Origin of the sequence: Streptomyces sp. WMMB 322 (assembly GCF_900090145.1) — a bacterium.
Taxonomy (GTDB): domain Bacteria; phylum Actinomycetota; class Actinomycetes; order Streptomycetales; family Streptomycetaceae; genus Streptomyces.
The window spans coordinates 26682-53612 of the sequence record NZ_FMHI01000007.1 but is presented as its reverse complement, the minus strand read 5'-3'; the positions used below and the strand labels follow the sequence as shown (position 1 = coordinate 53612).

Annotated in this window: 20 protein-coding genes; 17 read left to right on the top strand and 3 right to left on the bottom strand. The window is 71.7% G+C overall.

The features are described from left to right. The first annotated feature begins 209 nt into the window (after positions 1–209). The 12 genes from rimP (at position 210) to H180DRAFT_RS13375 (ending at position 15983) form a co-directional block, all read left to right on the top strand. Positions 210–758 carry a ribosome maturation factor RimP gene (rimP, locus tag H180DRAFT_RS13430; protein WP_055486293.1) on the top strand — a complete coding sequence of 183 codons (549 nt, stop codon included), beginning with the start codon at positions 210–212 and terminating at the stop codon, positions 756–758. 2 nt (positions 759–760) lie between these two features. Continuing rightward, entirely contained in the window at positions 761–1798 is a 1038-nt protein-coding gene (nusA, locus tag H180DRAFT_RS13425; protein WP_055486292.1) for a transcription termination factor NusA, read from the top strand. Between the two features lie 60 nt (positions 1799–1858). Beyond that, the gene (locus tag H180DRAFT_RS13420) at positions 1859–2146 is read left to right on the top strand and encodes a YlxR family protein (RefSeq protein WP_074466793.1); all 288 of its coding nucleotides are present in this window, start codon (positions 1859–1861) and stop codon (positions 2144–2146) included. A 157-nt stretch (positions 2147–2303) separates the two neighbouring features. Continuing rightward, entirely contained in the window at positions 2304–5384 is a 3081-nt protein-coding gene (gene infB / locus H180DRAFT_RS13415) for a translation initiation factor IF-2 (protein ID WP_055486290.1), read from the top strand. 94 nt (positions 5385–5478) lie between these two features. Then, positions 5479–5775 (top strand): DUF503 domain-containing protein, encoded by a 297-nt coding sequence (locus H180DRAFT_RS13410; RefSeq protein ID WP_055486289.1) that lies wholly within the window; start codon positions 5479–5481, stop codon positions 5773–5775. A gap of 15 nt (positions 5776–5790) precedes the next feature. Beyond that, on the top strand, positions 5791–6252 hold the full coding sequence (gene rbfA, locus H180DRAFT_RS13405) for a 30S ribosome-binding factor RbfA (protein ID WP_055486288.1): 462 nt from the start codon (positions 5791–5793) through the stop codon (positions 6250–6252). A 3-nt stretch (positions 6253–6255) separates the two neighbouring features. Beyond that, entirely contained in the window at positions 6256–7209 is a 954-nt protein-coding gene (gene truB / locus H180DRAFT_RS13400; RefSeq protein WP_055486287.1) for a tRNA pseudouridine(55) synthase TruB, read from the top strand. Positions 7210–7415: 206 nt separating this feature from the next. After that, complete coding sequence (locus H180DRAFT_RS13395; RefSeq protein WP_074466792.1) at positions 7416–8792, top strand: four-carbon acid sugar kinase family protein; 1377 nt, start codon at positions 7416–7418, stop codon at positions 8790–8792. Then, entirely contained in the window at positions 8789–9823 is a 1035-nt protein-coding gene (pdxA, locus tag H180DRAFT_RS13390) for a 4-hydroxythreonine-4-phosphate dehydrogenase PdxA (protein WP_055486286.1), read from the top strand. Before H180DRAFT_RS13395 ends, pdxA begins: the two co-directional genes overlap by 4 nt. A gap of 286 nt (positions 9824–10109) precedes the next feature. Beyond that, entirely contained in the window at positions 10110–10898 is a 789-nt protein-coding gene (locus H180DRAFT_RS13385) for a DeoR/GlpR family DNA-binding transcription regulator (protein ID WP_055486465.1), read from the top strand. A 216-nt stretch (positions 10899–11114) separates the two neighbouring features. Beyond that, positions 11115–14909, top strand: a complete 3795-nt coding sequence (locus H180DRAFT_RS13380) for a serine protease family protein (protein WP_055486285.1) — start codon at positions 11115–11117, stop codon at positions 14907–14909. A gap of 54 nt (positions 14910–14963) precedes the next feature. Then, positions 14964–15983 (top strand): bifunctional riboflavin kinase/FAD synthetase, encoded by a 1020-nt coding sequence (locus H180DRAFT_RS13375; RefSeq protein WP_079100088.1) that lies wholly within the window; start codon positions 14964–14966, stop codon positions 15981–15983. 80 nt (positions 15984–16063) lie between these two features. On the opposite strand, the gene H180DRAFT_RS30425 is transcribed toward H180DRAFT_RS13375, so the two are convergent. The 3 genes from H180DRAFT_RS30425 to eccE all read right to left on the bottom strand — a co-directional run bounded on the left by H180DRAFT_RS30425 (position 16064) and on the right by eccE (position 21805). Next, positions 16064–19327, bottom strand: coding sequence for an SCO5717 family growth-regulating ATPase (locus H180DRAFT_RS30425; protein WP_055486284.1), 3264 nt, complete (start codon positions 19325–19327; stop codon positions 16064–16066). A gap of 406 nt (positions 19328–19733) precedes the next feature. Continuing rightward, complete coding sequence (locus H180DRAFT_RS13365; RefSeq protein ID WP_254666016.1) at positions 19734–20606, bottom strand: hypothetical protein; 873 nt, start codon at positions 20604–20606, stop codon at positions 19734–19736. A gap of 14 nt (positions 20607–20620) precedes the next feature. After that, on the bottom strand, positions 20621–21805 hold the full coding sequence (gene eccE / locus H180DRAFT_RS13360) for a type VII secretion protein EccE (RefSeq protein ID WP_055486283.1): 1185 nt from the start codon (positions 21803–21805) through the stop codon (positions 20621–20623). Positions 21806–22476: 671 nt separating this feature from the next. On the opposite strand from eccE, the gene eccB reads away from it, so the two are divergent. The 5 genes from eccB (at position 22477) to H180DRAFT_RS13335 (ending at position 26917) form a co-directional block, all read left to right on the top strand. Then, positions 22477–24012 (top strand): type VII secretion protein EccB, encoded by a 1536-nt coding sequence (eccB, locus tag H180DRAFT_RS13355; protein ID WP_055486282.1) that lies wholly within the window; start codon positions 22477–22479, stop codon positions 24010–24012. 350 nt (positions 24013–24362) lie between these two features. Continuing rightward, positions 24363–24674, top strand: coding sequence for a WXG100 family type VII secretion target (locus H180DRAFT_RS13350; RefSeq protein WP_055486281.1), 312 nt, complete (start codon positions 24363–24365; stop codon positions 24672–24674). Between the two features lie 91 nt (positions 24675–24765). Then, positions 24766–25056 (top strand): WXG100 family type VII secretion target, encoded by a 291-nt coding sequence (locus H180DRAFT_RS13345; RefSeq protein ID WP_055486280.1) that lies wholly within the window; start codon positions 24766–24768, stop codon positions 25054–25056. A gap of 138 nt (positions 25057–25194) precedes the next feature. After that, positions 25195–26562 (top strand): type VII secretion-associated serine protease mycosin, encoded by a 1368-nt coding sequence (gene mycP, locus H180DRAFT_RS13340; protein ID WP_079100087.1) that lies wholly within the window; start codon positions 25195–25197, stop codon positions 26560–26562. Positions 26563–26587: 25 nt separating this feature from the next. Further along, positions 26588–26917: a hypothetical protein gene (locus H180DRAFT_RS13335; protein ID WP_055486279.1), complete on the top strand. Its 330-nt coding sequence runs from the start codon at positions 26588–26590 to the stop codon at positions 26915–26917. The last annotated feature ends 14 nt before the right edge of the window (positions 26918–26931 follow it).

Here is a 26931-nt window from a genome sequence, read left to right as displayed (position 1 = left end):
CCGAGAGCGTACCCGCGTCCATTCGAACGCATCGACGGGCCACCTCGGTACCGCATCAGTACCCGCACGTCCGTGACATCCCGCCCGGATCGCCCGTCTGGTCGGCGCCGCCCGTGGCAGACGTTAGGCTTGGACCGGTACACGACCCAGTTCACCTCCCCTGTTACAGGCACCCCCACAACAGCACACGCGGCCGAGGAGTCACCCGGATGAGCACCACCCAGAGCGAGAGGCTGCGCGCACTGCTCGAGCCGCTCGTGAGCAAGAAGGGGCTGGATCTCGAAGAGATCGAGGTGACCCCCGCCGGGAGACGCCGGGTCCTGCGCGTAGTGGTCGATTCCGACGACGGAGTCGAGCTCGACACGTGCGCCGAGCTGAGCCGCGCTCTTTCCGAAGTGCTGGACGAATCCGACGTCATGGGCGGCAACCCGTACGTGCTGGAAGTGACCTCACCCGGTGCGGACCGCCCGCTGACCGAGCCGCGTCACTACCGCCGTGCCCTGGGCCGTCTGGTCAAGGCGAATCTCACGGAGACCGCCGGCGGCGGCGAAGTGACCGCACGCATCACGGCAGCGGACGACCAGGGCATCGACCTGGAGGTCCCGGGCGTGAAGGGGCGCAGGCCCACCACCCGCCGGCTCGCCTTCGGCGACATCGCGAAGGCCCGCGTGGAGATCGAGTTCAACCGCAAGGCCGCCGAGAAGCGAGCGCAGCACGGGTCCGCGGCCGCTGACGACGAAGGCAAGGAGGAGGCGTAGCCGTGGACATCGACATGAGTGCCCTGCGGGGGCTGGTGAGGGAGAAGGAGATCTCTCTCGATCTCCTCGTGGAGGCGATCGAATCGGCCCTCCTCATCGCCTACCACCGCACGGAGGGCAGCTACCGCGACGCCCGCGTCGAGCTGGACCGCAAGACCGGGCATGTGACGGTGTGGGCCAAGGAGAGCCCGTCCGAGCTGCCGGAGGGAGCCGAGCCGCGCGAGTTCGACGACACCCCGAGCGGCTTCGGGCGTATCGCCGCGACCACCGCGAAGCAGGTCATCCTCCAGCGGCTGCGGGACGCCGAGGAAGAGGTCACGTTCGGCGAGTACGCGGGACGGGAGGGCGACGTCGTCGCCGGCGTGGTCCAGCAGGGCAAGGACCCGAAGAGCGTGCTGGTCGACATCGGCAAGCTGGAGGCGATCCTTCCGCCGCAGGAGCAGGTCCCGGGGGAGGACTACGCGCACGGCACCCGGCTGCGCACGTATGTCGTCCGGGTCGCCAAGGGTGTCCGCGGCCCTTCGGTGACCCTCTCGCGCACCCACCCCAACCTGGTCAGGAAGCTCTTCGAGCTGGAGGTCCCGGAGATCGCGGACGGATCGGTCGAGATCGCCGCCATCGCACGCGAGGCGGGGCACCGCACGAAGATCGCCGTGCGGTCGACGCGCTCCGGCCTCAACGCCAAGGGCGCCTGCATCGGCCCGATGGGCGGCCGTGTGCGCAATGTCATGGCGGAGCTGCACGGCGAGAAGATCGACATCGTGGACTGGTCCGACGACCCAGCGGAACTGGTCGCGCACGCGCTCTCCCCGGCACGTGTGAATCAGGTCGAGATCATCGATCTCGCGGCGCGCTCCGCGCGCGTGACGGTGCCCGATTACCAGCTCTCCCTCGCGATCGGCAAGGAAGGCCAGAACGCCCGCCTCGCCGCACGGCTCACGGGCTGGCGCATCGACATCCGTCCGGACACCGCGGACGCCGGCGAAGCCGTCTCGGCCGAGCCGGAGAGGGCGCCCGGAGACGCTGCCGAGCAGGGCTGAAACCATGAGGGTGCCTGTTACCCCCGAAGGGGTGTGACAGTACGGGGAGGTAGACTTAACGTGTCTGGCCGGACGCGAGTCCGAGCATGCCCGCAGCGGACCTGCGTGGGCTGCCGGAAGCGCTCGGACAAACCCGATCTGCTGCGTGTGGTGCAGAGCGGGGGCCACTGCGTCCCTGATCTTCGCGGTACGCTGCCCGGCCGGGGCGCGTACGTGCATCCCACGTCGTTCTGCCTCGACCAGGCCGTCCGGCGGCGGGCGTTCAACAGGGCCTTCCGCGGCCCGGGGCCGTTCGACGTGACAGAGGTCCGGCGTCAGCTGGAGCAGATCGATCATGCGGAACCGTAAGACAGTCCGTTCGGAACCCTCCGTTCGGAGAGGTACCTCGCGAGTCGGAAGTAGGTCGAGATTGCGATGAGCACTCGATGAGTACGCGATGAGTACGCCCATGCATAAGTAGCGAAGGTCCGGCGGCGGATGAGCCCCCCGGACCGTAAGGAGCGAAGTGGCTAAGGTCCGGGTTTATGAGCTCGCGAAGGAGCTCGGAGTCGAGAGCAAGGTCGTCATGGCCAAGCTCAACGAACTGGGCGAATTCGTCCGCTCGGCGTCCTCGACGATCGAGGCGCCCGTAGTACGCAAGTTGACCGACGCGTTCGACGCGGACGGCGGTGCCGGCGCTTCCGGCGCCAAGAAGTCCGCGGCGAAGCCGGCGGCGCCGAAGAAGGCAGCCGCCAAGCCCGCCGCCCCCAAGCCGGGCGGTGCGGCCGCACCCAAGCCGGGTGCCGGAGCCGCGAGCAAGTCCAGTGCACCCAAGCCGGGCGCCCCCAAGCCGGCGCCGGAAGCCCCCGTCTCGCCCGCTCCTGCGGCCGAGGGAGAGACCGGCGGCCCGGTCACTCCGGCGGCACCGGCGTCCGGCAAAACGCAGGCCCCCAAGCCGGGCGCACCCAAGCCCGGCCCGGCGAAGCCGGAGTTCTCGGCGCCCAGTTCGGCGGACGCCGCACCCAAGCCCGGCGCGACGGCTCCGAAGCCCGGCCAGGGTCCCAAGCCCGGCCAGAGCGCTCCGAAGCCCGGCCAGGGCCAGGGGCAGGGCGGCCGCGGCGGCCAGGGCGCACGCCCGGGCCAGGGCGCGCCCAAGCCGGGTGGCCGTCCGTCCGGTCCGCGCCCGGGCAACAACCCCTTCACGTCCGGTGGTTCGACCGGCATGGCACGCCCGCAGGCGCCCCGTCCCGGTGGCGCCCCCAAGCCCGGCCAGGGTGCTCCGAAGCCCGGTCAGGGCCAGGGCCAGGGCCAGGGCGGTCCGCGTCCGCAGGCGCCGGGCGGCCGCGCCACTCCCGGCAACATGCCGCGCCCGCAGGGCGGCGGCCAGGGCGGCGGTCCGCGTCCCGGCGGCGGTGGTGGCAACCGGCCGAACCCGGGCATGATGCCTCAGCGTCCCGCTGCCGCTCCGCGTCCGGGGCCCGGCCGCGGAGGCCCCGGCGGCGGTCCGCGTCCCGGCGGAGGCGGCGGTGGCCGTCCCGGTGGCGGTGGCGGCGGCTTCGGCGGTCGTCCGGGCGGCGGTGGCCGTCCCGGCGGCGGTGGCGGCGGCTTCGGCGGTCGTCCCGGCGGCGGTGGCCGTCCCGGTTTCGCCGGCCGTCCCGGTGGTCCGGGTGGCCGCGGCGGTACGCAGGGCGCGTTCGGCCGGCCCGGCGGTCCGGCCCGTCGTGGCCGCAAGTCGAAGCGGCAGCGCCGCCAGGAGTACGAGCAGATGCAGGCGCCGTCGGTCGGCGGCGTGATGCTCCCGCGCGGCAAGGGCGAGACCGTACGGCTCTCGCGCGGTGCCTCGCTCACCGACTTCGCGGAGAAGATCAACGCCAACCCGGCGTCGCTGGTCCAGGTGATGTTCAACCTGGGCGAGATGGTCACCGCGACGCAGTCCGTCTCCGACGAGACGCTGGGCCTGCTCGGCGAGGAGATGAACTACGTCGTCCAGATCGTCAGCCCGGAGGAGGAGGACCGCGAGCTTCTCGAGTCCTTCGACATCGAGTTCGGCGAGGACGAGGGCGGCGAGAGGGCGCTCATGCCGCGTCCGCCGGTCGTGACCGTCATGGGCCACGTCGACCACGGCAAGACGCGCCTTCTGGACGCGATCCGCAAGACCAACGTCATCGCGGGCGAGGCCGGCGGCATCACCCAGCACATCGGTGCCTACCAGGCCGCGACCGAGGTCAACGACGAGGAGCGCAGGCTCACCTTCATCGACACCCCCGGTCACGAGGCGTTCACCGCCATGCGTGCCCGTGGTGCCAAGTCGACGGACATCGCGATCCTGGTGGTCGCGGCGAACGACGGCGTGATGCCCCAGACGATCGAGGCGCTGAACCACGCCAAGGCGGCCGAGGTGCCGATCGTGGTCGCGGTCAACAAGATCGACGTCGAGGGCGCGGACCCGACGAAGGTGCGCGGTCAGCTGACCGAGTACGGCCTGGTGGCCGAGGAGTACGGCGGCGACACGATGTTCGTCGACATCTCCGCCAAGCAGGGCGAGAACATCGAAGCGCTGCTCGAGGCGGTCGTGCTGACCGCTGACGCCGCGCTCGACCTGCGGGCCAACCCGGAACAGGACGCACAGGGCATCGCGATCGAGGCGCACCTCGACCGCGGCCGTGGCGCCGTGGCGACCGTGCTGGTCCAGCGGGGCACGCTCCGAGTCGGCGACACCATGGTCGTGGGCGACGCCTACGGCAGGGTCCGCGCGATGCTCGACGACAAGGGCGAGAACATCAAGGAAGCGGGTCCCGCGACTCCGGTCCTCGTCCTGGGTCTGACGAACGTCCCCGGTGCCGGCGACAACTTCCTGGTCGTCGAGGAGGACCGCACGGCCCGTCAGATCGCCGAGAAGCGTGCCGCCCGTGAGCGCAACGCCGCGTTCGCCAAGCGCACCCGCAGGGTCTCCCTGGAGGACCTGGACAAGGTGCTCAAGGCGGGCGAGGTGCAGCAGCTCAACCTCATCATCAAGGGCGACGCGTCCGGTTCGGTCGAGGCGCTGGAGTCCTCGCTGCTGCAGCTGGACGTCGGCGAAGAGGTCGATCTGCGCATCCTGCACCGCGGTGTGGGTGCGGTCACCGAGACCGACATCGACCTGGCGACCGGTTCCGACGCCATCGTCATCGGCTTCAACGTCCGCGCCGAGGGGCGTGCGACGCAGATGGCCGAGCGCGAGGGCGTGGACGTGCGCTACTACTCGGTGATCTACCAGGTCATCGAGGAGATCGAGGCGGCCCTGAAGGGCATGCTCAAGCCGGAGTACGAAGAGGTCGAGCTCGGCACGGCGGAGATCCGCGAGGTCTTCCGCTCCTCCAAGCTCGGCAACATCGCGGGTGTCCTCATCCGCTCCGGCGAGGTGCGGCGGAACACCAAGGCCCGCCTGCTGCGCGACGGCAAGGTCGTCGCGGAGAACCTCACCATTCAGGGGCTGCGCCGCTTCAAGGACGACGTCACCGAGATCCGTGAAGGCTTCGAGGGCGGTATCAACCTCGGCAACTTCAACGACATCAAGGTCGACGACGTCATCGCGACGTACGAGATGCGGGAGAAGCCCCGCGCCTGACGCGGCGCCGCAGCAAGCGGGTTGAGCCGGTCCGGGGCCGGTCGGCGGAGTAACTCCGTCGATCGGCCCCGGCGGCATCTTCTACGATCTCCGGGTGTATGTGGGGACTCTTTCCATCGACCTGCTGCTGGGCGACGTCCGTTCGCTGAAGCAGAAGCGCTCCGTCATCCGACCGATCGTCGCCGAACTGCAGCGCAAGCATGCGGTGAGCGTGGCGGAGGTTGCGGAGCAGGATCTCTACCGCCGTACCAGGATCGGTCTGGCGGCGGTCTCGGGGGACGCGGCGCACGTGACGGACGTGCTGGACCGGTGCGAGCGGCTCGTCGCCGCCCGCCCGGAGGTGGAGCTGCTGTCGGTGCGGCGGCGCTTCCACGGTGAAGAAGACGATTAGCGAGGAGACGGACAAGTGGCCGACAATGCACGGGCCAAGAGGCTTGCCGACCTCATCCGTGAGGTGGTCGCCGAGAAGCTGCACCGGGGGATCAAGGACCCGCGGCTCGGCACACATGTGACCGTCACCGACACCCGAGTCACCGGTGACCTGCGGGAGGCGACGGTCTTCTACACCGTCTACGGCGACGACGAGGACCGCAAGGCGGCGGCCGCCGGGCTGGAGAGCGCAAAGGGCGTGCTGCGCACCGCGGTCGGGGCTGCAGCGGGTGTGAAGCACACCCCCAGCCTGAGCTTCGTCGCGGACGCCCTCCCGGAGAACGCCCGCACGATCGACGATCTGCTCGCGCGTGCGAAGGCGTCCGACGAAGAGGTGCGCAAGGCCTCCTCCGGTGCCGACTACGCGGGCGGAGCGGACCCTTACCGCAAGCCGGGCGAGGGCGAGCAGGCCGAGGACGCGCAGGCCGAGGACGAATGAGCTGTGGCGCGTAAGAAGGACCAGGATCCCGGCGGGCTCGTCGTCGTCGACAAGCCCGCCGGTTTCACGTCGCACGACGTCGTGGCGAAGCTGCGCGGCATGGCCCGCACCCGGCGCGTCGGGCACGCCGGAACGCTGGACCCGATGGCCACCGGCGTGCTCGTCGTCGGCACCGGGAAGACCACACGGCTGCTCGGTCATCTCGCCCTGACGGAGAAGGAGTACGTCGCGACGGTCCGGCTCGGGCAGAGCACCGTCACGGACGACGCGGAGGGTGAGGTGACCGAGGCGCGAGGAGCCTCCGGCCTCACGAACGAGGCCGTCGGGGAGGCCGTCGGCAAACTCACCGGGCGCATCCGGCAGGTGCCGTCGAAGGTGAGCGCGGTCAAGGTCGACGGCAAGCGCTCCTACCAGCGCGTGCGCGAGGGCGAAGACGTCGAACTCGCCGCCCGCGAGGTCACCGTCTCCGCATTCGACGTGCACGAGGTGCGCCGAGGGGAGAGGGCCGAGGACGGCACCGAAGTCACCGATCTGGTGGTCTCGGTCGTGTGCTCCTCGGGCACCTATGTACGGGCGCTGGCGCGTGACCTGGGCGAATTTCTCGGTACCGGCGGGCACTTGACGGCGTTGCGCCGTACCCGCGTCGGTCCCTACCGGCTGGCGGATGCCCGTTCACTGGAGGCGCTGCAGAGCGAGGCGGACAGCGGCGAAGGCCTGTCGTCGGTGCCGCTGGCGGAGGCCGCCGCCGCGGCCTTTTCCCGCTGGGACGTCGACGAGGAACAGGCACGGATGATCGGCAACGGCGTGCAACTGCGCATGCCGGCGCCGCACCCCGCGCCCACGGGAAGCGAAGGCCCGGCGCCTGTCGCCGTGTTCGGTCCCGGGGGCGACCTGGTGGCGCTCGTCGAGGAGCGTCAGGGCCGGGCGAAGAGCCTCGCCGTGTTCGCCCGGCAGTAGGTCTTCGTCCAGCACCAGCACGAGCACGAGCAACAGTACCGGCGACGCGCCAAGTTGCGCGGTTCGTGCGAGAGCTGCGTCCTGTTCCGCTCGTTGCGTGCCTTGACAGCCGCGATGCGCGACAACGAGGCTTCGTTGAGCGGAACACGCAGGAATTGTTGCGCGGACCGGTCACGTAGTGGGCGGGCGGGGCGGAAGGAGGCGTCGTGGCGCAGATTCTCGTGATCGCCGACGACCTCACCGGCAGCAACGCCACGGGCGCCCTCTTCGCACGGCTGGGCCTGCACACCGTCACCGTGAGCGAACCCGCGCAAGTGCCGCGGTACGCCGGGGCCGTCGACGTCCTCGTGGTCAACACCGGGTCCCGGCGTTTCCCGCCCGCGGAGAGCTATGACGCCGTACACGCAGCGGTCGCCGCGGCGGCGGGCGACGGCCTCGTCGTCAAGCGTGTCGACACCACGCTGCGCGGCAACCCCGGCCGTGAACTGGACGCGGTCGTCGACGCGGTCACAGCTCGCGACGCCTCGACGCCCGTGCGCGTACTGGCAGTTCCGGCCTTCCCCGACGCCGGGCGCACCACGGTGGGCGGCATCCACCTCGTGGACGGGGTGCCGCTGACCCGGACGCCCGTCGCGCAGGACCTGTTCAGCGCGGTGCAGCACTCGCGGGTCGCCTCCGTCATCGGTGAGCAGAGCGCGCTGACCACCGCCGAAGTGCCGCTCGACGTGGTCGAGGACGGCGTCGGCGGCGTACTCGGGGCGCTGCGGCAGCCGGCCGCCGTCCTGGTCTGCGACGCCACCGACAACGAGCATCTGCGTACCGTCGCAGCCGCAGCGGCCCGCCTCACCGCCGAGGACGGCACACGCTGGGTCTCCTTGGACTCCGGCCCCTTCGGGGCGGCCCTCGCTGCGGAACTGGGCGTCCGTCCGGCCGGGAACCCGCCCCGGATCCTGGCGATCGTCGGCAGCGTCACCGAGGCCACACACGAGCAGCTCGCCAGGACCGAGAAGGCGCTCGGCGCACACTACGTCCAGATCGACCCGGACGCTCCCGCGCCCGCTGCGCAGCGGATCGTCGGCGAACTGCGGGCCGCGGCCGATGCCGGGACCGCCGTGCTCGGCGTACGGGTGGCGCCGAGTCGTGTACGCGATCCCGCCGCGGCGGAGCGCATCCTGCGCTGCCTCGCCGAGGTCGCAGCGCAGGCCGTCGATGTCCTGGAGCCGGGCGGTCTGTACACCTCCGGGGGCGACGTGGCCGCCGCAGTCACCGGCGCTCTCGGCGCCGAGGGCTTCGCGATCGAGGCGGAGGTCCTGCCGCTGGCGGTGGCGGGCCATCTCGTCGGCGGCCCCCACAGCGGCCTGCCCTTCGCCACCAAGGGCGGACTGATCGGCGGTCCCGATGCCGCCGTGGCCTGCGTGGAGCGGTTGCGCGCCATGCACACGCGGGGCCTGCCACGGGTTCGGGGAGCTCCCGATCACCTCGGTCCTCCGGGCGGCGCGACCACCGGCCCGGCCGGGTCCGGCACGGTCCACGACTCCACACCGGGTTCCAACCACCGCAGAGCAGAAGGGGTTTCCCCATGACCAGCCGTCCGCTCCCCGTTCTCGCCGTCACCCTCGGCGACCCCGCCGGCATCGGGCCGGAGATCACCGCCCGTACCCTCGCCGATCCTCGGACCGCGGAAGTCGGGCGCGGCATCGCCGTCGGAGACGCCGCCGTGCTGCGCAGGGCCGTCAAGGTGTGCGGTCTGGACGTCGAGGTGAACGCGGTGGGTTCGGTGGCGGAGGCCCGCTTCGCGCCGGGCACCATCGACATCATCGACCTGGGCATCGCCGGCGACGATCTGGAATGGGGCAAGGTCAGTGCCGTGGCGGGCCGTTCGGCGGTGGCCGCCATCGAAGCGGCCACCGCTGCCGCGATGGCGCGCGAGGTCGACGGAATCGTCACCTCGCCCATCAACAAGGAGGCGGTCTGGGCCGCGGGCGCCGAACACCTCGGCCACACCGAGATGCTGGGCGAACTGACCGGCGCCGCACACTTCGACACGATGTTCGTCGTCCGCGGGCTGAAGATCTTCTTCACGACGCGGCACGTCTCCCTGCGCAAGGCCCTCGACCAGATCGACGAGGAGCGCGTGGCGGCCGGCATCCGCCACGCCGTCACCGCGCTGCGGGTCTTCGGACACGACGAGCCGCGACTCGCCGTCGCAGCCATCAATCCGCACGGCGGCGAGAACGGCCACTTCGGGGACGAGGAGATCACCGTGCTGCGACCCGCGGTGGACAGGACCGCGGCCGAGGGGCTCGACGTCGTCGGCCCGGTCCCGGCGGACTCCGTCTTCCACCAGGGGCTGCAGGGCCGCTTCGACGGGGTGCTCTCGCACTTCCACGACCAGGGCCACATCCCCGCCAAGACCGTCGACTTCGACGGAACGGTCTCGGTCACGGTCGGTCTGCCGATTCTCCGTACGTCCGTCGACCACGGCACGGCCTTCGACATCGCCGGGACCGGCAAGGCGTCGCCGGGCACCATGGCGGCCGCCTTCCGGGCCGGAGCCGACTTCAGCAGCTCGGTCGCACGGATCAGGGAGACCTACGGCGGCGCAGGAACCTGACGGCCATGGGCCTCATCAATGCGCTCGGGAACCGGGGTTGTCATGCCGGCCCGTACCTGTGCCGGCGCACGGGCGGCGCGGGCACGAGGGCGACCGGGTTCGGGGTGCTCGCCGGATGCCTCGCCGTGGCCGCCGTGCCGGGGGCCCGTCGGGCGTCCGTCCGCCGAGGCGGCCTCGGCGGCACCGGCTGCCGTCCCGGGCGCGGGGCGGCCCGGCCGGCCGGGCGAAGGGAGGAGCGGCGAGGCTCGCATGGTGAACTCCGGTGCGGACGAAGGACGATGACCCGATGACTGCTGCCCGTCCGCGCGCACCCCGCCGTGACACCGCGCGGCGCCGCGACGACATCCTGCGGGAGGTGCTCGCGGGCAACGGAGAGATAGCCGAACTCGCAGCCCGCTTCGGGATCTCCGTCTCCACGGTCCGCCGTGATCTGCAGCAGCTGGCAGGAGACGGGCACATCCACCGCACCTACGGCGGCGCGGTCGCGGGCGGTCACGCCGCTGAACGCACCCTGGACGAGAAGGAGTCCGGCAACCGCGCGCAGAAGGAGGCCGTCGCGCGGGCGGCCGCCGACCGCGTGCGCGACGGCGACGTGATCCTCCTCGACGCGGGCACGACGACGGGGCGGCTGGCTCGTCTCCTGCGGGCGCGCACCGCGCTCACCGTCATCACCAACTCGACCATCGCCCTGGGGCATCTCGCCGAGGCGCACGGGATCGAACTGATCGTCCTCGGCGGCCGTGTGCGCCGTCCGAACGGCGCGATCCTCGGCCCCGAAGGAGAGGAGACTCTGCGACGGCTCACGCCCGACGTGGTCTTCCTCGGGGCGGACGGGCTGCACGCACGCGACGGCCTCTCCTGCCCCACTCCCGAACAGGCACATTCGAAGGAGCTGATGGCGGAGCGCGGGCGCGAGGTGTTCGTGCTGGCGGACGCTTCCAAGCTGGGCCGCAGCCCGTTCCCGTACCACGCCCGTGCCCGCGGCCCGTGGACGCTCGTCACGGACGCCGGCGCCGCCGCCGAGAAGCTGACGGAGTTCACGGCGGGCGGGGAGTGCGAAGTGCTGACCGCGTAACCGGCCGCACTGCCGCACTGCCGCACTGCCGCACTGCCGCACTGCCGCACTGCCCTGTCGCCCATTCCCGCACGTCGCGGTATTCACTCCAACGGCCGGGCGCTCGGGGTGAGTCGGCGGCGCGGGCGGGGGCGCTTTTCCCGCAGGCACTGTCGCCGCTGATCAACTTCCCTCTACCGTCGGGCCGTTCGGTCGGCCGAGGTGGAACGGTGCGTGATGGGAGCGGTGCTCACGGAGCAGGCGCTGGTGCGGATCTGCGATCTGGCGGGACGGGTGCGCGGGACCGGATTCGTCGCCGACGGCACGGGCACCGTGATCACCAGCCACGAGGCGGTCGACGGGCTCGGCCGCGTCGTCGTGCACGCCGGCGGCGAAGGCCGCGAACGCAGCCACCTCGCCGAATCCGACGCGATCACCCGGCTCCCCGAATGGGACCTCGCCCTGATCCGTACGACGGGGCTCGGCGTGGCTCCCCTTCTCATCGGCGCCGGAAGACCGGCCACCGGAAGCACGCACGTCCTGCTGTTCACGGAGGGCTGCGAGGACGTCTGCGGCGCGCACCGTCACGGCAGGGACCCCGGCGAAGGCAGGGACCCCGGCGAAGGCGGGGACCTCGGCATGCACCTCGGCGGGCGCGACGAGACCGGCGACGGTGCCGTCGCCGTCCCTCGGCAGCGGCAGCGGGGCTGCTGGATCGCGGCCGAACTGTCCGGGCGGCCGACCACCGTCACCTACACCTCCACCGACCGCTTCCACGACCTGGAAGGGGCCCTGGAGCTGACGCTGCCCGAGGCGGCAGCGGCCGGCCTCCGCCTGAACGCTCCGGCGTCCGGTTCACCGGTCCTGGACACCGCGACCGGCGCGGTGCTGGCCGTACTGGGCACCGCGCTGCACGCGCCCCACGCGGGCCGCGGCGCGGCATTCGCCGTACCGCTGCACACGGCCGGACTGTGGGACGCGGAGGGGCAGTTGGGGGCGCTGCTCGCGCGGAACAGTGCGACCGTCCCCGGGTTCGGCCCGGACCTCAACCTCACCGGCGCGCTGCGGCTGGCCGCGGCGACCCTGCCGTCCTGTGGCGCGGCGGGCGTCATGTCCGCCTCCCGCCGGGTGGAACGTCCCGAAGTGACCGGGGCCCTGCGGGAGTTCTGCACGAGCGGAGCCTCGGTGGCGGCTCTGGTCGGGCGCGCCGGATCAGGACGCACGACGGAACTCGCCGCGTTCGCAGCCGTACGGGCCGGCGGGGCGGCACCCGCGCCCACGGTATGGCTGCGCGGCGCGCACCTGCACGAGGGCGACGGCAGCGTCAGGGAAGCTCTTGGACGGGTGCTCGGCCCGGTCGCGGAGGCGCACGGCCGCTCCGCGGGGAGAACCACCGCTTCCTGCGCGGACGTCGTCGCCCGGCTGGCGCGCGATGCCCGGCGTCCACTGCTTGTGCTGCTCGACGGGCCGGAGGAGATGCCCGCCGGGCTCGCCCGGGACCTGCACCGCTGGGCGGCGGGCACATCGGGCTGGCTCCGAGCGGCAGGAGCGAGGCTGCTGATCGCATGCGGGCCCGAACAGTGGGCGGAACTGGGAGAGTTGTTCCCCCGCGACATGCTGTTCGGCGACGGCGGGCGGCCCTGCCCTCCCGATGCGCCCCCGCACGTGCGCCTCGGCGACCTGTCCGCCCCGCACGCCGCGCGGGCGCGTGAGCTGTACGGTCTCGGCCCCGAAGACCTCGCCCCGGCGGACGCCGCGCATCCACTGACACTGCGCATGCGCTCGGAGATCCGCGCCGCTCAGGAGCAGGGGCACGCGGAGCAGGAGCACGCGGAGCAGGAGGAAGGAAAGGAAGGAGCGGAACGAGGGGAAGGAGAGGGACGGGACCTGGACGCGGGGTCGTCTTCCCTGCCACCGACCCGGGACGGGATCTTCTCCGCGTATCTCGCCCTCGTCGCCCTGCGGATCGCGCGCACGCTCGCCCCCGGAGGTTCAGCCGGTGCGGTACGACGGCTTGCGACGCGTACGGCGGGTGCGCTGCACGAAGCCGCGCGGCGCAGCCTCGGGCCGTCACAGGGTGCCCTGAGCCGGGGCGACTTCGAGGAGATCTTCCCCACCTCGGCCGGCTGGGCGGAAGCGGTGCTCGCCGACGGCGTGCTGGAGGCGGCGGGCGAGGAATTCCGTTTCGCGGACGAGGAGTTCGGCGAGTGGATGCAGGGCCGCCATCTCGACGTCGACGCCGCCCTGGAAGCCCTCGTACAGCCGCGGGAGTCCGGTGACAGGTCCCACGAGGCTCACGGAGCAGCTACCGTCCCCCGGCACCGGATCGGCCCGGTGGTGCATGCCCTGGTGCTGTGCGGCCGGCTCGAGGGAGCGGAGGCGCTGGAGAGGCGGCTGCGGCCGCTCGCCGACGCGGTCTGCTCCCGCGAAGAGGACGAAACGGTGTGGTGGGCAGGCCGTCTGCTGCGGGAGACCCTGCTGCGCGTGCCCGACGCCCGCCCGTACTACGGCCTTCTGCGGGGGCTCGCGGAGCGCGTCGTCGCCGAAGAGCGCGACGGCGCGGGCATGTTCGGGCCGTCGTTCTGGCGCCGGCTGGCCCTGCCGACCGCCCAGCGGGTCGGGTTGCTGCGCCTCCTGCTTCCGGCCGACGCACCGCACTCGGCGACGGAGGACCGGGGAGAGGAGCGGTACCTCCACGTCGTCGCCGAGGTGCTGGCCGCGGAGCCGCATGCCGTACAGCCCCTGCTGTGCGGCTGGTTCACCGACCGGAGGAGACTCGCCGAGCCGGCGGGCGGCGGCAGTCACGACGACCGCGAGCTGCCCCGGCCGACGGTCGCGTCGGCCGCGCAGGCCCTGCTGTACACGCACCGGGGGCAGTCGGTCGACATGACGCTGGACCTGCTGACGGACGCCTGTCACCCGCGCGCCGACGAGCTTCTCGGCGAACTCGCGCAGGAGGAGCCCTCCGCGCTGTGCCGCGCGGTCGAGCGCTGGGCGCACGACGAGCGGACCCTGCGACAGATCGCGGCCGCCGAGTACGGGCCCGTGATGGCGCGGCACGTGCGTTCGGACTCCGACCGTGCACATCTGCGGCGCGCGGCGCACGCCCTGCTGCGCATCCCGGGCGGCTCCTCCCTGCACGGTCCGGCAGCGCTGGCCATGCTGCTGCGGCTGGCGCACGGCCCCTCCGTGGCGTCCGGCACCTCCGGCACCTCCGGCACCTCCGGCACCTCCGGCACCTCCGGCACCTCCGGCACCTCCGGCACCTCCGGCACCTCCGGCCCGTCCGGAACGGCCCCGGACGCCGGTACGCCTGCGGCCTGTACGGAGCCGGACCACTACCTGGCGGCCGCCGTCGGACTCCTCGCCACCTCGGGATCGGCAGAGCTGTCGGACGCACTCGTCGCAGCGTTCGCCGACGGGCCCGCTCCCGTACTCGCCGCCTTCCGGGCGCACCTGTGCGAACAGCCCGGCAGCGGAGCGCGGCACCTCGCAGAAGCGCTCGCGGCCGTGCCTGTCGCGGAGCTCGCCGTACCGACCGCCGAAGTGATGCGCCACTACGCCGAGATGCGGCCGGAGGCCGCCGGCGAGGCGCTGGCCGCGTTCGTGCGGCGCCGGCTCGCGTACCGCCCCCAGGGCTGCGAGGGCGTCCAGATGCTGGTCGGTGCACTGCAGCGCACGCCCTGCGCCTCCCTCAGGGCCGGCCTGGCCCGCGTCCTGCGCGGGCTCGGCGGGCCGGTGTCCGGGGAACTGCTGGGCGTGCTGCTGCTCGGCGAGCGTGACCCTGCCGTGCTGGAGGCGGCGCGGGACGACGTGCCGGACGGGATGGGGAACGAGCGCCGGAGGGAGGGGCACGCGACGGGAGAGGTGGGAGAAACCGGAGCAGCGGGCGAGCGCGGCGCGGAGGCACTGCCACAGCAGCAGCCGCCGGCACAGCCGGCCGGGCCGGGCCCGCGCCCCGCCGGAGCACCGGGTGGGGGACGGGCGCCGACCGGCGCTCCTCAGGCGCGGGTCCCCTGCGTGAGCCGTTGAGCACCATGGCACCCTTGGACCGGCGGACCATCGGCATCGGCGAGGAGCAGGGACGTGCAACGCTGGCGTGGCTTGGAGGACATCCCGGAGGGCTGGGGGCGCAGCGTCGTCACCATCGGCTCGTACGACGGGGTGCACCGAGGGCACCAGCTGATCATCAACAAGACGGTGGCACGCGCCCGCGAACTGGGAGTGCCCGCCGTCGTCGTCACCTTCGATCCCCATCCGAGCGAAGTCGTGCGTCCCGGAAGCCACCCGCCGCTGCTCGCTCCGCATCCGCGGCGCGCGGAGATCATGGGGGAGCTCGGCGTGGACGCCGTACTCGTGCTGCCCTTCACCGCGGACTTCTCGAAACTCATGCCGGCCGACTTCGTGGCGAAGGTGCTGGTCGACAAGCTGCACGCGGTCGGCGTGGTGGAGGGGCCGAACTTCCGCTTCGGACACAAGGCCGCGGGTGACGTCGCTTTCCTGACCGAACTCGGCCGGACGTACGACTACGAGGTCATCGTCGTCGATCTCTACGAACGCGGCTCCGCCGGCGGCGGAGAGCCCTTCTCGTCCACGCTGGTCCGGGGCCTGGTCGCCGACGGGGACGTGGGCGGGGCCGCCGAAGTGCTGGGCAGGCCGCACCGCGTCGAGGGCGTGGTCGTGCGCGGCGCGCAGCGCGGTCGCCAACTGGGCTACCCCACGGCCAACGTGGAGACGGTCCCGCACACGGCGGTGCCCGCTGACGGGGTGTACGCCGGGTGGCTGAACGCCGACGGCGAGCGGATGCCCGCGGCGATCTCCGTCGGCACGAACCCGCAGTTCGACGGGACGGAGCGAACCGTCGAGGCATACGCGATCGACCGCGTCGATCTGGACCTGTACGGCAAGCACGTCTCCGTCGACTTCCTGAACTACATCCGCGGACAGGAGAAGTTCGACACCCTGGACGCCCTGCTGGCGCGGATGGCGCACGACGTCGAGCAGTGCCGTGCCCTCGTGGCAGGGGCAGGGGCAGAGGTCCACGGGGACGGCGACGCGGACGGTGACGTGGAGACGGCAGGGTCCGGGGAGACCGGCACGTCCTGAAACGGCAGAGCCCCAGCGGAGATGACGAGGCCGGCCCGGGGTGGTGACCCCGGGCCGGCCTCGTGACCGTCCCGCACCCGCTACCGCTGGGGCGGCACCTGCCCGGGAGGCTGCTGCGGCCAGCCGCCGTCCTGCTGCGGATACGGTTGCTGACCCGGCTGAGGCGGCTGCTGCTGCGGGAACGGCGGCTGCTGACCGTAGCCCGGCTGGCCCGGCAGCGGCGGTGCCGTCTGCGCGGGCGGGTTGTTGCCGTTCCCGGACCAGAGGCCCTGTTCCTGCTGCTGACGCGCGAAGTCCTCGGCGATGAGAGCGGCGAGGTTGAAGTACTCCTGACGGGTCTTGGGACGCATCATGTCGAGGTCCAACTCGGCGCCCGCCGAGAGGTGTTCGTCGAACGGGATGGTCACCACCCCGCGGCAGCGCGTCTGGAAGTGCGCCACGATGTCCTCGACCTTGATCATCTTGCCGGTCTCGCGGACACCGGAGATCACCGTGATGCTCCGTTGCACGAGATCCCCGTAGCCGTGCGCCGAGAGCCAGTCCAGTGTGGTGCTTGCGCTGCTCGCACCGTCCACGGACGGCGTGGAGATGATGACCAACTGGTCGGCGAGATCGAGCACTCCGCGCATCGCCGAGTACAGCAGCCCCGTGCCCGAGTCGGTGAGGATGATCGGGTACTGCCGTCCGAGGATGTCGATGACGCGACGGTAGTCGTCGTCGTTGAACGTGGTGGAGACGGCCGGATCGACGTCGTTCGCCAGGATCTCCAGGCCCGACGCCGCCTGCGACGTGAAGCGGCGGATGTCCATGTAGCTGTTGAGGTACGGGATCGCCGTCACCAGGTCACGGATCGTCGCGCCCGTCTCACGCCGCACGCGGCGTCCCAGGGTGCCCGCATCCGGGTTCGCGTCGATCGCGATGACCTTGTCCTGCCGTTCCGTCGCCAGAGTCGAACCGAGCGCCGTCGTGGTCGTCGTCTTGCCCACGCCGCCCTTGAGGCTGATGACGGCGATGCGGTAGCAGGAGAGCACCGGCGTACGGATCAGGTTCAGCTTGCGCTCCCGCTCCGCCTCCTCCTTCTTGCCGCCCAACCGGAACTTGCCGCCGAGGGCGGGGTTCTGGGAACGCGGCTTCTTCCGGTTGTTGACCAGCCGGTCCGAGGAGAGCTCGACCGCGGCCGTGTAGCCGAGCGGATTGCCGCCGTGACCCTGGCGCCGCGCATCTTCGGCCGGCGCCTGACCCGGACCCATGGCACCCGGGCCACCGGCTCCGGGCTGCGGGCCCTGCGGCGCGCCCTGCCCGGCGGGGCCAGGCTGCGGCGGCTGATAGGCCTGGTACGGCGGCTGGTCCTGCTGCGCGGGCCGGCCGGACTGCCACCCCTGGGGGTAGCCGTAGCCCTGCGGCTGCTGCTGGGGCGGCTGCTGGCCGGGTTGTGGCTGGTGTTGTCCGGGCTGGGGGTAGCCGTAGCCGGGTTGCGGTGTCTGCTGGGCGGCCCCGGGCTGCTGCTGCGGAGGCTGCGCCTGCGGGGGCTGGGGCTGTCCCGCCTGGGGGTAGCCGTAGCCCTGCTGCTGGGGCGGCTGCTGGCCGGGTTGTGGCTGGTGTTGTCCGGGCTGGGGGTAGCCGTAGCCGGGTTGCGGTGTCTGCTGGGCGGCCCCGGGCTGCTGCTGCGGAGGCTGCGCCTGCGGAGGCCACTGTGCTTGCTGCTGCTGTTGCCCGGGCTGCGGATAGCCGTAACCGGCCTGCGCCGCCTGACCGCCTGCCGCCGCGGGCGGCATCTCGCCCGGCTGCTGCTGTTGTCCGGGCTGGGGGTAGCCGTAACCGGGCTGCTGCTGCGGGGGCTGCGCCTGCGGGGGCTGGGGCTGTCCCGGCTGGGGGTAGCCGTAGCCCTGCGGCTGCTGCTGGGGCGGCTGCTGGCCGGGCTGGGGGTATCCGTAGCCGGGCTGCTGCCCTCCACCCGGCTGCGGGTATCCGTAACCGCCTTGCTGCGGGACCTGCGCCGGCGTACCGGCCGCGGGCGTACCCGGGGCAGGGGTCTCCTGAGCGGGTGCGGCAGGGGGATTCCCCGCCACGGGGGAGGTGCCCGAACCCGACGCAGCAGGCTGGAAGTCCGGCGGGAGCGGCGGTAGTTCACCGGATTGTTCCGACTGCCCGGTGCCGGTGCCCTGAGGCGTCCAGGGGGCGCCCTGCTGGGGGAGCTGCGTCGCCGCGGAAGCGGTGGTGCCCTCGCCGGTCCTGGGGTCGGCGCCGGTGGTGTCAGCGGCGGTGTCGTCGTCCGCGGTGGCGGCAACCTCCGGAGCCGGCGGCCCGGAGGACGTCCCGGGCCCTGCCGCGTCTTCGCGGTCGGCCGTGCCACCGTCGCCCGCGTCATGGACGTCCGTTCCCTCACCGTCCGACGAGGTGCCGAAGGCGCGGGGCTCCTCGGCCGCGTCCGGTCCGGCGCCGTCAGGGCCGCTTCCCCGGGCGGCCTCCTGCCGTGCGTCGTCGTCGGTGGCATGCGGCGCGTCGGCGGCGGAGGAGCCTTCGTCGTCCGGCAGTTCCGGCTCCGAGTCCCCGGCTCCCTCCGCACGCGCCGAGGCGCCGCCGCCGGGCTCCGGCTCCGGCTCCGGAACGGACGGGAAAGAGGGGAAGGACGGGAACGAGGGCGGCGAGGCCGCAGAGGCGTCCGGCGCCCCGGCACCCGTCTCGTCCGCCGCCGGCCCGGACGTGGAGGTGCCGGCCCCGTCGCTCCGGTCCGGCCGCTGCCCGGAGTCGCCCTGTGCCTCGCCGAACTCCCCGGTGCGGGACTGCTGTTGCGGCTCGTTGCGCTGGTCCCCCTGGTCCCCCTGGTCCCCCTGGTCCTGCTGGGCCGGACGGCCCTGAGCGTCCCACTGCCGCAGCGACGGGAACACATGCGTGGCATCGGCGGGTGCGGGGGAGGGGCGGCCCACCCCGTCGCCCTGCCAGTCGTGGCTCCCGGTGGACCCGCTCCGGGGGTCGGCGTACGCGTCGCCGGAAGAGGGTGGCTGCGCGAACTGCCCCGGCTGCGCGGGAGGGTTCTGCGGCGGCTCCGGAACGGCCGGGCCCGGCCCGGGAGGCTGCTCCTGCGGCGGCCCCGGCAGCGGCTGCGGCGGAGTCGTCGCCTGGAACGGAGGCGGCGTCGTCGGACCGCTCGGATTGCCCCCCACGCCAGGGGTGTTGGGGGCGGCGGCGCTGTCGGCGTCCTGCGTGTACCAGGCAGGGGGCGTGTAGTCGATGGTGAACTGCCCCGTCGACTCCGTGTCGTTCTCGGGCGCCGGATCCGCGTCGCCTCGATCGGCATCGGGCGCCGTCCTGCCCCAGCGGATCTCGTCCCGATCGCTGCTCACAATGCCTCCTGCTGTGTGGTCGCACACCCCGTTTGTGGCGCAGTGCCCCAGCCTAATCTCGGCGCCTCGAGGCACGGCACTGCGGGCCCGTTCGTGCCCGGTGCGATAGCCGGGGGGCCACTTCTGTTCGAACGACCCGACTCAACCAGTCGAAGGTCTCGCTCCAGTCTCGGAGCGCACTGCCGGGCGGTCAACTTCTTCCCGGTTCACGACCTCTGTCGGTGCTGTACGCAGGTGCGTCGGCCCGTACCGGAACAGGGCGGAACGGACGAGCACCGGGGACCGGGCCGACCGGGCAGTCACCGCACCGGCGCCGCGAACCGTCCCGGACCACCCCGAACCGGCATGTGTCCGGCAGGACTTCGGCAGGACTCGGCCCCGCCGGACACGACTGCCTCGCGCGCTGTCAGTCCAGGCGCCGGGGGTTGCCGAGCAGCCCCGCCTCGGCGTCCGTCGGCTGCGTCAGCGAGTAGTACCTGTCCTTGCGCGTGCACCACAGTGTGACGCCGTCACCCAGTGTCGAGAGCGCCTCGGTCTCCTCGCGCGGCAGCCGCATCGTCCGCGACAGGTGCGCCGCCTCGTCCGGCGAGACCCGCTGAATGCCCACGAGGGACGAGGTCTGCAGCAGCCTCGGCGCGGCCGGGCTGAGATACGGGAGCAGCGTCACCACGGACTGCCACGGTGCAGAGGACACCCGCCCGCGCGGCGGCTTCATGCCGCAGTCGCGGATGATGACCACGGGACTGCTCACGGACGGACCGAGCGAGGGCACATGGCCGACGTCGTAGAGCGTCATGCACTGCTGCTCGGCACCGGCGGCCCGCACCAGCGCCGTCCACACGTGCGCACGGCCCGTCTCCACCGCGACGCGCGCCCCCGTGCCCGCCGCACGCAGCGCGAGCACCTGCGCCGTCCACAGACCGCCGATCAGCAGGACGTCGTACGCCGTGCGCCGGCTGAGCCCGAGAACGGCGGGCTGCCGCTGGGCGTCGGTGCCGATGACGACACCGTCGTCGCCGAGCGGAACACCTATCGCGGCGAGCTGCTCCACCGCGACCTTGTGACGCAGATGGCGCGGCCCGCGCAGGCCGAACCCCGGGCGGCGCGGCCGTGCGGCCTGCTGCTGCGACTCGTCGTCGTGCCCGAAGACCGGAATGACCCCGGTGTCGGTCGCGGTCGCCACGTGCCGCGGCTGCGCCGGTTCGCCGTCCTGGCCGATGCCGCCCTGCGGCTGCTGACGGCCCAGGCCGGCGCCGGGCATGCCGGTCTGTCTCGGCATCATCGGAGTGGACATCAGCTGGTGCCTCCGAGGGGCAGAGTGGCGAGCACGCCGGGCACTTGCTCCCGGTCCAGCGGGACGAGCCCTGTCTTCGCCCGGCTCGCCGTGCGCTGCAGTTCGCGCCGCGCGGTGGACAGGTCGTTCTCGCTCCGGGTGACGATGCGCACGTGCCCCGAGATGGAGGCGGAACGCCCGTCGCCCGGGCCGATGGTCATGCTGAAGACGGAGGTGAACACCCGCAGCGAGGTGAGGATCGACGCGAGGTGCGCCGAACTCACGGCGTTCGGGCCCACCTGCGGCCAGCGGCTGATCCAGTACGTCGCGTGCCAGCGGTCGTCGCAGCGCCAGCCGCGCACCGACTCCTCCGTGCGCCGCTGCGGCTGACGGCCGTCATGGGAATTGGCGTTGCCGGCACGGGGGTTGAGACATGTGGAGGTGGCGAGCGCCTGGATGACCTCCGTCTCGTTGAGCACCGTGGCGCTGAACCCCGCGCCCTCGAGCCGGCTGGCGAGCTGGTCCGCGGCGCGCACGAGGGAACGCTGCGCGCCTCCGAGCCCGCCCCCGCGCGCCTCGATGGCCTCCGGCGTCAGTTCCGGCGTGAGCTTCAGCGCCACCCAGGTCATCCGCAGCGACGGGATGCCCGAGGCCTCCTGCAGTGAGCCGTACGAACGGGCCACCACCGACTGCTCCGGCAGATGCGGCGCCGGAGCGGGCTGCGTGTGCTGGACGATCTGGACGGACTCCAGCCGGATGTCATCGGTCGTCAGCGCTCCGTGGAGCACATCGAGGGGCACGGGGCGTTCGACGCGGCCCGTGCGCCCGGGGCGCAGCGGGGCGTCCTTGCCCTCCACGGCGATCAGGGCCGTGAGGAACGTGCCGTCGCCGACCATGCCGACAGCGCGGTCCTCACGCGTCACATAGGTGGACGTCTGCACCGCCTCGTCGCACTCCACGACCGGCGCGAGACTGGGATCGGTTCCTGCCGGCACCGGGTACTTCGCCCCGCGTTTGCGCCGCCGCAGCGAACGCTTCAACTCGTACCACTCGGACAGCGGGTGCTGCCGCCGGCGCACCAGCGCGAACAGGGTCAGGAGTCCGGCCACCACGGCGGCCGGAAGCACCAGCCACTTCTGCGCGATCCAGGCGACCAGCACGAGTCCCGCCGCGACTTCGATCAGGATCAGCTGCTGAAGCCGCACCGGGCCGAAACTGCCGGGCTTGCTGCTCAGCCGGAGAGTGGCTGTGGTGGGTGCCTGAGAGGCGGCCGGGGCCTGTTGCCCGTCATTCCGCTGAGACGGGACGCGCTGGTTCCGGGACCGGCTGCGGGTGGCGCTCGTCATCCCCCGTAATTCCCCTTCGAGGTGTCATCTGCACGGCTGCTGACCACAGTCGCCGATTCCGCGTGCGGTGCGCGTCACCGGACAGGGCCGCGCCGCACGGGTGGTTTCTGCGCAATGCCTTCGTGGTTCCGCCGGTTCGGCCTCGCCCCTCCGGCGTCTGCGGTCGCCCCCTGCTGTGCCGTCGTTTCGCCGGCCCCGTGCGGGACGGGGAGCCGGACCGGCCTGCACCGCGACGGATGCCGGCCGGACGTCAGGATACTCACCGCCGACTCGGTCCCGCAGGCGGCCGACAGCAGGGTGAGTGAGGGCATTGTGCGGATACCGCGACCTCTGCTCCCACCCGGGCGTTTGCGCACGCACCGTGGGGCGGCATAGTAGTGCCGCCGGGGGAGGCGGACCCGGGGGCCGGCGCCGTACCGGAAAGGGCGACGCGGAGCATGTGACACCGGTCTTCGTGGCCGCCCGGAGCCACCAAGGCACCACCCTCACCGGTTACTTCATCAGCACGGGAACGGAAGAGACGGGGACCGATGTCGACGCGGCGGGACGAGCTCAGCGCCCACACCTTCGCGCGGAAGCGCACGCTTGCGGCCTTTCTGCAGCCGGATTCGAGAGTCTCCGACGAGGAGGCCCCGCGTCCCGTGCGGGCGATGATGCCCAGCATCGTCGTGGGTGTGGTGCTGGTCGCCGGAAGCATCGCATGGGGCGCCATCGCCCCCAGTGCGCCGCCCGGTTGGGACAAGCCGGGCGAACACATCATCGTCGACAGCGATTCGACGACGCGGTACGTCGTCCTGCCGCACAAGACGAAGTCCGGCAAGAAGACCAAGCAGCTCCACCCTGTGCTGAACTTCGCCTCCGCCAAGCTCGTCCTGGACAAGGGCAAGGGCGAGGTCATAGAGGTCTCCGGCAAGGACATCGACGCAAGCCCCATCCCGCGCGGCGCCACCATCGGCATCCCGTACGCCCCCGACCGGCTGCCGGACGATGCCGACGCCGAATCGGCCAAGGAGTGGGCGGTCTGCGAAAAGCCCGGCCCCAGCGGTGAAGGCGAGCCGCAGCAGGGTGTCTTCGTACTCGGCGGCCGTGACAAGGACACCCTCAAGAACAAGTACCGGCTCGACCGGGGCGAGGGCCTGTATGTCGAGGACGCCAAGACCGGCGACCGCTACGTGATCGACGGCACCGGCACCAAACTCCTGCTCGACGGGCCGCAGGGCAAGACGCAGGCCAAGCTCGCCGAGCGCAACGTGCTGACCAAGCAGGTGCTCCGCGACCCCGGAGAGCCGCAGAAGGTCTCCGGCCAGTGGCTGAAGACCCTGAACAGCGGTGCCGACCTCGTCTTCCCGAAGCTTGACGCCCCGCAGGGCACGGACCCCGCGTTCCCGGGCGTCGATTCGCTGCCCGCCGAGGCCCGCTCGGTCGGGAAGGTGCTGAAGTCCAGCTCCGGTGGTGTGACGTACTACTACATGGTGCTCAAGGAGAGGGTGCAGCGGGTGACTCCCCTGGTGGCCCGGCTCTACCTGGTGCAACAGGGCGAGAAGCTCGTGTCGGTCAGCAACGTCGAGGTGGCCGGCGCGGGAGCGTCGGACCAGATGGACACCGGGGGCAAGGGCTGGCCCGAGAACGTCCTGAAGCACGTCAACCGCCCGCCCGAAGGGTTCGGTTCCACTTCACGTCAGGTCTCCTGCAGCGTCTACACCGGCAAGATGGCCAACGGCGCACCGAAACTGGCCGCTTGGGCCGGGCCCGACTACCCGGCGAACGTCGTCGACGGTTCCGCCAACGCGTACGTCAGCCCCGGATCCGGCCTGCTCTACCGGGAGTTCAGCGGCAGGGGCGGCGGTGGCGCCCAGTTCCTGCTGACCGACTCGGGTCTGCGCTACGCCCTCCCCAAGGGCGGCGGAGACGAACAGCAGGCGGCGGGCGCGAGCGAGAAGAGCCCGACTGCGCGCCTCGGCTACGAGAAGGCCAAGATCGCTTCGGTCCCGCAGACTTGGTCGTCGCTGCTGCCCAAGGGCCCCACGCTCGACACCAGGAGCGCCTCGCAGGAACAGGGGCTGTGACGGCCGGACACGCCGCACGCATCGCCCGGCCGATTCCGGGGTAGGCAGTAACTCCCGTCCACAGGGCGGGAGTTACGCATTCCCGGTTCGGGGTTCCGGGCGTTTCAGGGGGGCGACGGGGGGCAGGGTGACTTCGGGGCGCGAGGCGCCGACCGCGGGGATCACGGATTGGTCGCAGCGGTGTGTTGACCACGTGACGGTAATGACATGCGAACGGCTGTGTCGGTGGGGCAAGGTAGTGTTCTCACGGTGTCAGCTGACGGCCCGTTCTGTGCGTGGCATAGGGTGACCCACCAGCCCGATCCGGGCTGCTGAGACGTTCACATGAATAGCATGGGGGAAGGTGCGCCATGGCAGGACAGTTTCGGGTAACAGAGGACGAGCTCCGCGCTCTGTCGTCGAAGATCAGCGAGGTCAACAGCTCCGTCCAGGGTGAGGTCAAGCGCCTCGACGGTGTGATCAGCCAGATCGCCGGCGGCTGGCAGGGCCAGGCGGCCAGCGCTTACCACCGGCTGCAGCAGCAGTGGAACGAGGATGCGCGCAAGATGAACAACATCCTCACCGACATCAAGGAAGCGGTCGACTCCACCCGTCAGAACTACTCGGCGACGGAAGAGCAGCAGAACTCCGAGGTCAGCAAGATCATGTCGGACTTCGGCTGATCCAGGGCCAGTTGCCCGATCGGCACCCGTCCGTTCAACCCCTGAGTTCACAGCTACTACTACCGAAGAATCGCTGAAGGAGGAGTCGTAAGTGTCCGGAATTCTCGTAAACTTCCAGACCGTGTCGCAGGCCTCGCAGGACGTGAGGTCCACGGCCGGCCGCATCAAGAGCCAGCTCGACGACCTTGAGGCCATGGTCAAGCGCGTGGCCAACACCTGGGAAGGTTCCGCCCAGGAGGGTTACCAGGCCAAGCAGCGCCAGTGGGACCAGACGGCGGACCACCTGCACCAGGTTCTGCTCAAGATCTCGACCGCGCTGCAGAACTCGGCGGACAACTACCAGTCCACCGAGAAGAGCAACGCGAACGTCTGGGGCGGCTGAACAACCGGCAACGCCCGTACGAGGAGTGGGCCCGGCCTCTCACCGGCCGGCCCGCTCCTGCCGTTGCGTCAAGGGCGTTCCGGCCGGGCCGGGGCAGGCACGTCGGCACCGACCGGCGTCCCCGGGGGAGAATCACAAATGTCCAAGGCTGTCACTGGATCCAACGCCGAAGTCCTCACCTCTGGGGCCCATGAGCGCGACGCGCAAAGGCCCCGGAGCACCCGCTGTGCCCAGCGGGCCTTCGTCCTGCTCGCGGCGCTCGGTCTCAGCGCCGCCGGCTCCGCCGTACCCGCCGCCGCGGCCCCGATGTCCCCCTCGCAGGGCGGAAGTTCCTCCTCCGGCCACTCGCCGGGCCGGGCCGGCCAGGACCAGGGGCTGAACAGCAGCAGCGAGTGCAAGTTCGGCGGCAAGAACATCAAGAGCACCCCGTGGTCGCTCCAGCGCGTACTCCTGGACGAGCTGTGGAGCAAGGCGACGGGCAAGGGCGTCACGGTCGCAGTGATCGACACGGGTGTCGACAAGGGCAATTCGCAGATCCGTCCCGCGCTCAGCCCGGGCGGTGACGACTTCGTCGGCAAGACGAACGGCACGACCGACGTCAACGGTCACGGCACACGCGTGGCCGGGATCATCGCCGCCGACAAGGTCCCGGGCAGCGGGTTCTCGGGCATCGCGCCGGGCGCGAAGATACTGCCGCTCCGGTACACGGGTGCCGAGAACAAGCAGGGCAACTCCGAGACGATGTCCAAGGCGATCCGCTACGCCGTGTCCCAGGGCGTGGACGTCATCAACATCTCTTCCGACACGGTCGCGAAGAAGCCCAACGCCGGGCTCGAGGCCGCCATCGACGCCGCGGTCGCCAAGGACATCCTGGTGGTGGCCGCTGCCGGCAACGACGGCGCGGACGGCAAGCTCGAGAACACCTACCCGGCCGCCTACGAGGGTGTCCTCGCCGTCGGCGCCTCGGACCGGAACAACGAGCGTGCCTTCTTCTCCCAGTCCGGGGAATTCGTCGACGTGGCGGCCCCCGGCGTCGGCATGGTCTCCACCGTGCCCAAGGGCGGCCAGTGTTCCGCCGACGGAACCTCCTTCTCGGCGCCGTACGTCGCCGGCGTCGCCGCGTTGATGTACGAGAGGTACCCCGACTGGAACGCCCAGCAGATCACTGCGCGTCTCCAGCAGACGGCCAACAGGCCCGGCGCCGGCCCCGACCCGCAACTCGGCTGGGGCGTCGTCGACCCCGTCGCAGCCCTCTCGGGTGACGACAAGCCTCAGGACCGGCCCAGGCGTGACCAGGCGCAGCAGAGCCGCCACGTCACTCCGATGTCCCTCACGGTCGGCGAGAGCGACACCGAACGCACGCAGCGCCTCTCGGTCTACGTCATGGCCGCAGGCACCGTACTGACGATTCTCATCGGTGGCACCGCTGTCGCAGCCCGCGACCACCGCCGCAAGCGCTCGACGGCGGGCAGCCCGGCGCAGACCACGACTTCAACGAGGCAATAGGCAGCAGGGGGAGAGGAGACGGGGCATGAGCAGCGGATACAAGGTCGATCTGAGCGCCCTGGACGAGGTCATCAAGAAGCTGAACCGGGTCGTCGACGACATGGGCGGCCCGCACACGTGCGCCAAGTACGAGACGTACCTCCCGCCCGGATGGCTGGGGAAGGGCTTCAGCGAGGAGCAGGGCTTCCGCGGGGCGCACGACGGTGTGAAGAGTGACATCGAGGGCTACATCAAGCAGTTGCAAAATCTGATCGTCAAGTTCAGCTCCAACGCATCCCAGGTCCGGCGCAATTACGACGACCAGGAGCACAAGAACAAGCGCGCGGTGTCGAGCGACACCGACTTCGGGGCCTGACCTGTGGGCTTGAT

Excerpts from the sequence above, each read along its gene's own strand:
- rimP (WP_055486293.1), top strand. The coding sequence starts at position 210 with ATGAGCACCACCCAGAGCGAGAGGCTGCGCGCACTGCTCGAGCCGCTC.
- pdxA (WP_055486286.1), top strand. The coding sequence starts at position 8,789 with ATGACCAGCCGTCCGCTCCCCGTTCTCGCCGTCACCCTCGGCGACCCC.
- H180DRAFT_RS13385 (WP_055486465.1), top strand. The coding sequence starts at position 10,110 with ATGACTGCTGCCCGTCCGCGCGCACCCCGCCGTGACACCGCGCGGCGC.
- H180DRAFT_RS13380 (WP_055486285.1), top strand. The coding sequence starts at position 11,115 with ATGGGAGCGGTGCTCACGGAGCAGGCGCTGGTGCGGATCTGCGATCTG.
- H180DRAFT_RS13365 (WP_254666016.1), bottom strand. The coding sequence starts at position 20,606 with ATGCCGAGACAGACCGGCATGCCCGGCGCCGGCCTGGGCCGTCAGCAG.
- eccB (WP_055486282.1), top strand. The coding sequence starts at position 22,477 with ATGTCGACGCGGCGGGACGAGCTCAGCGCCCACACCTTCGCGCGGAAG.
- H180DRAFT_RS13350 (WP_055486281.1), top strand. The coding sequence starts at position 24,363 with ATGGCAGGACAGTTTCGGGTAACAGAGGACGAGCTCCGCGCTCTGTCG.
- mycP (WP_079100087.1), top strand. The coding sequence starts at position 25,195 with ATGTCCAAGGCTGTCACTGGATCCAACGCCGAAGTCCTCACCTCTGGG.
- H180DRAFT_RS13335 (WP_055486279.1), top strand. The coding sequence starts at position 26,588 with ATGAGCAGCGGATACAAGGTCGATCTGAGCGCCCTGGACGAGGTCATC.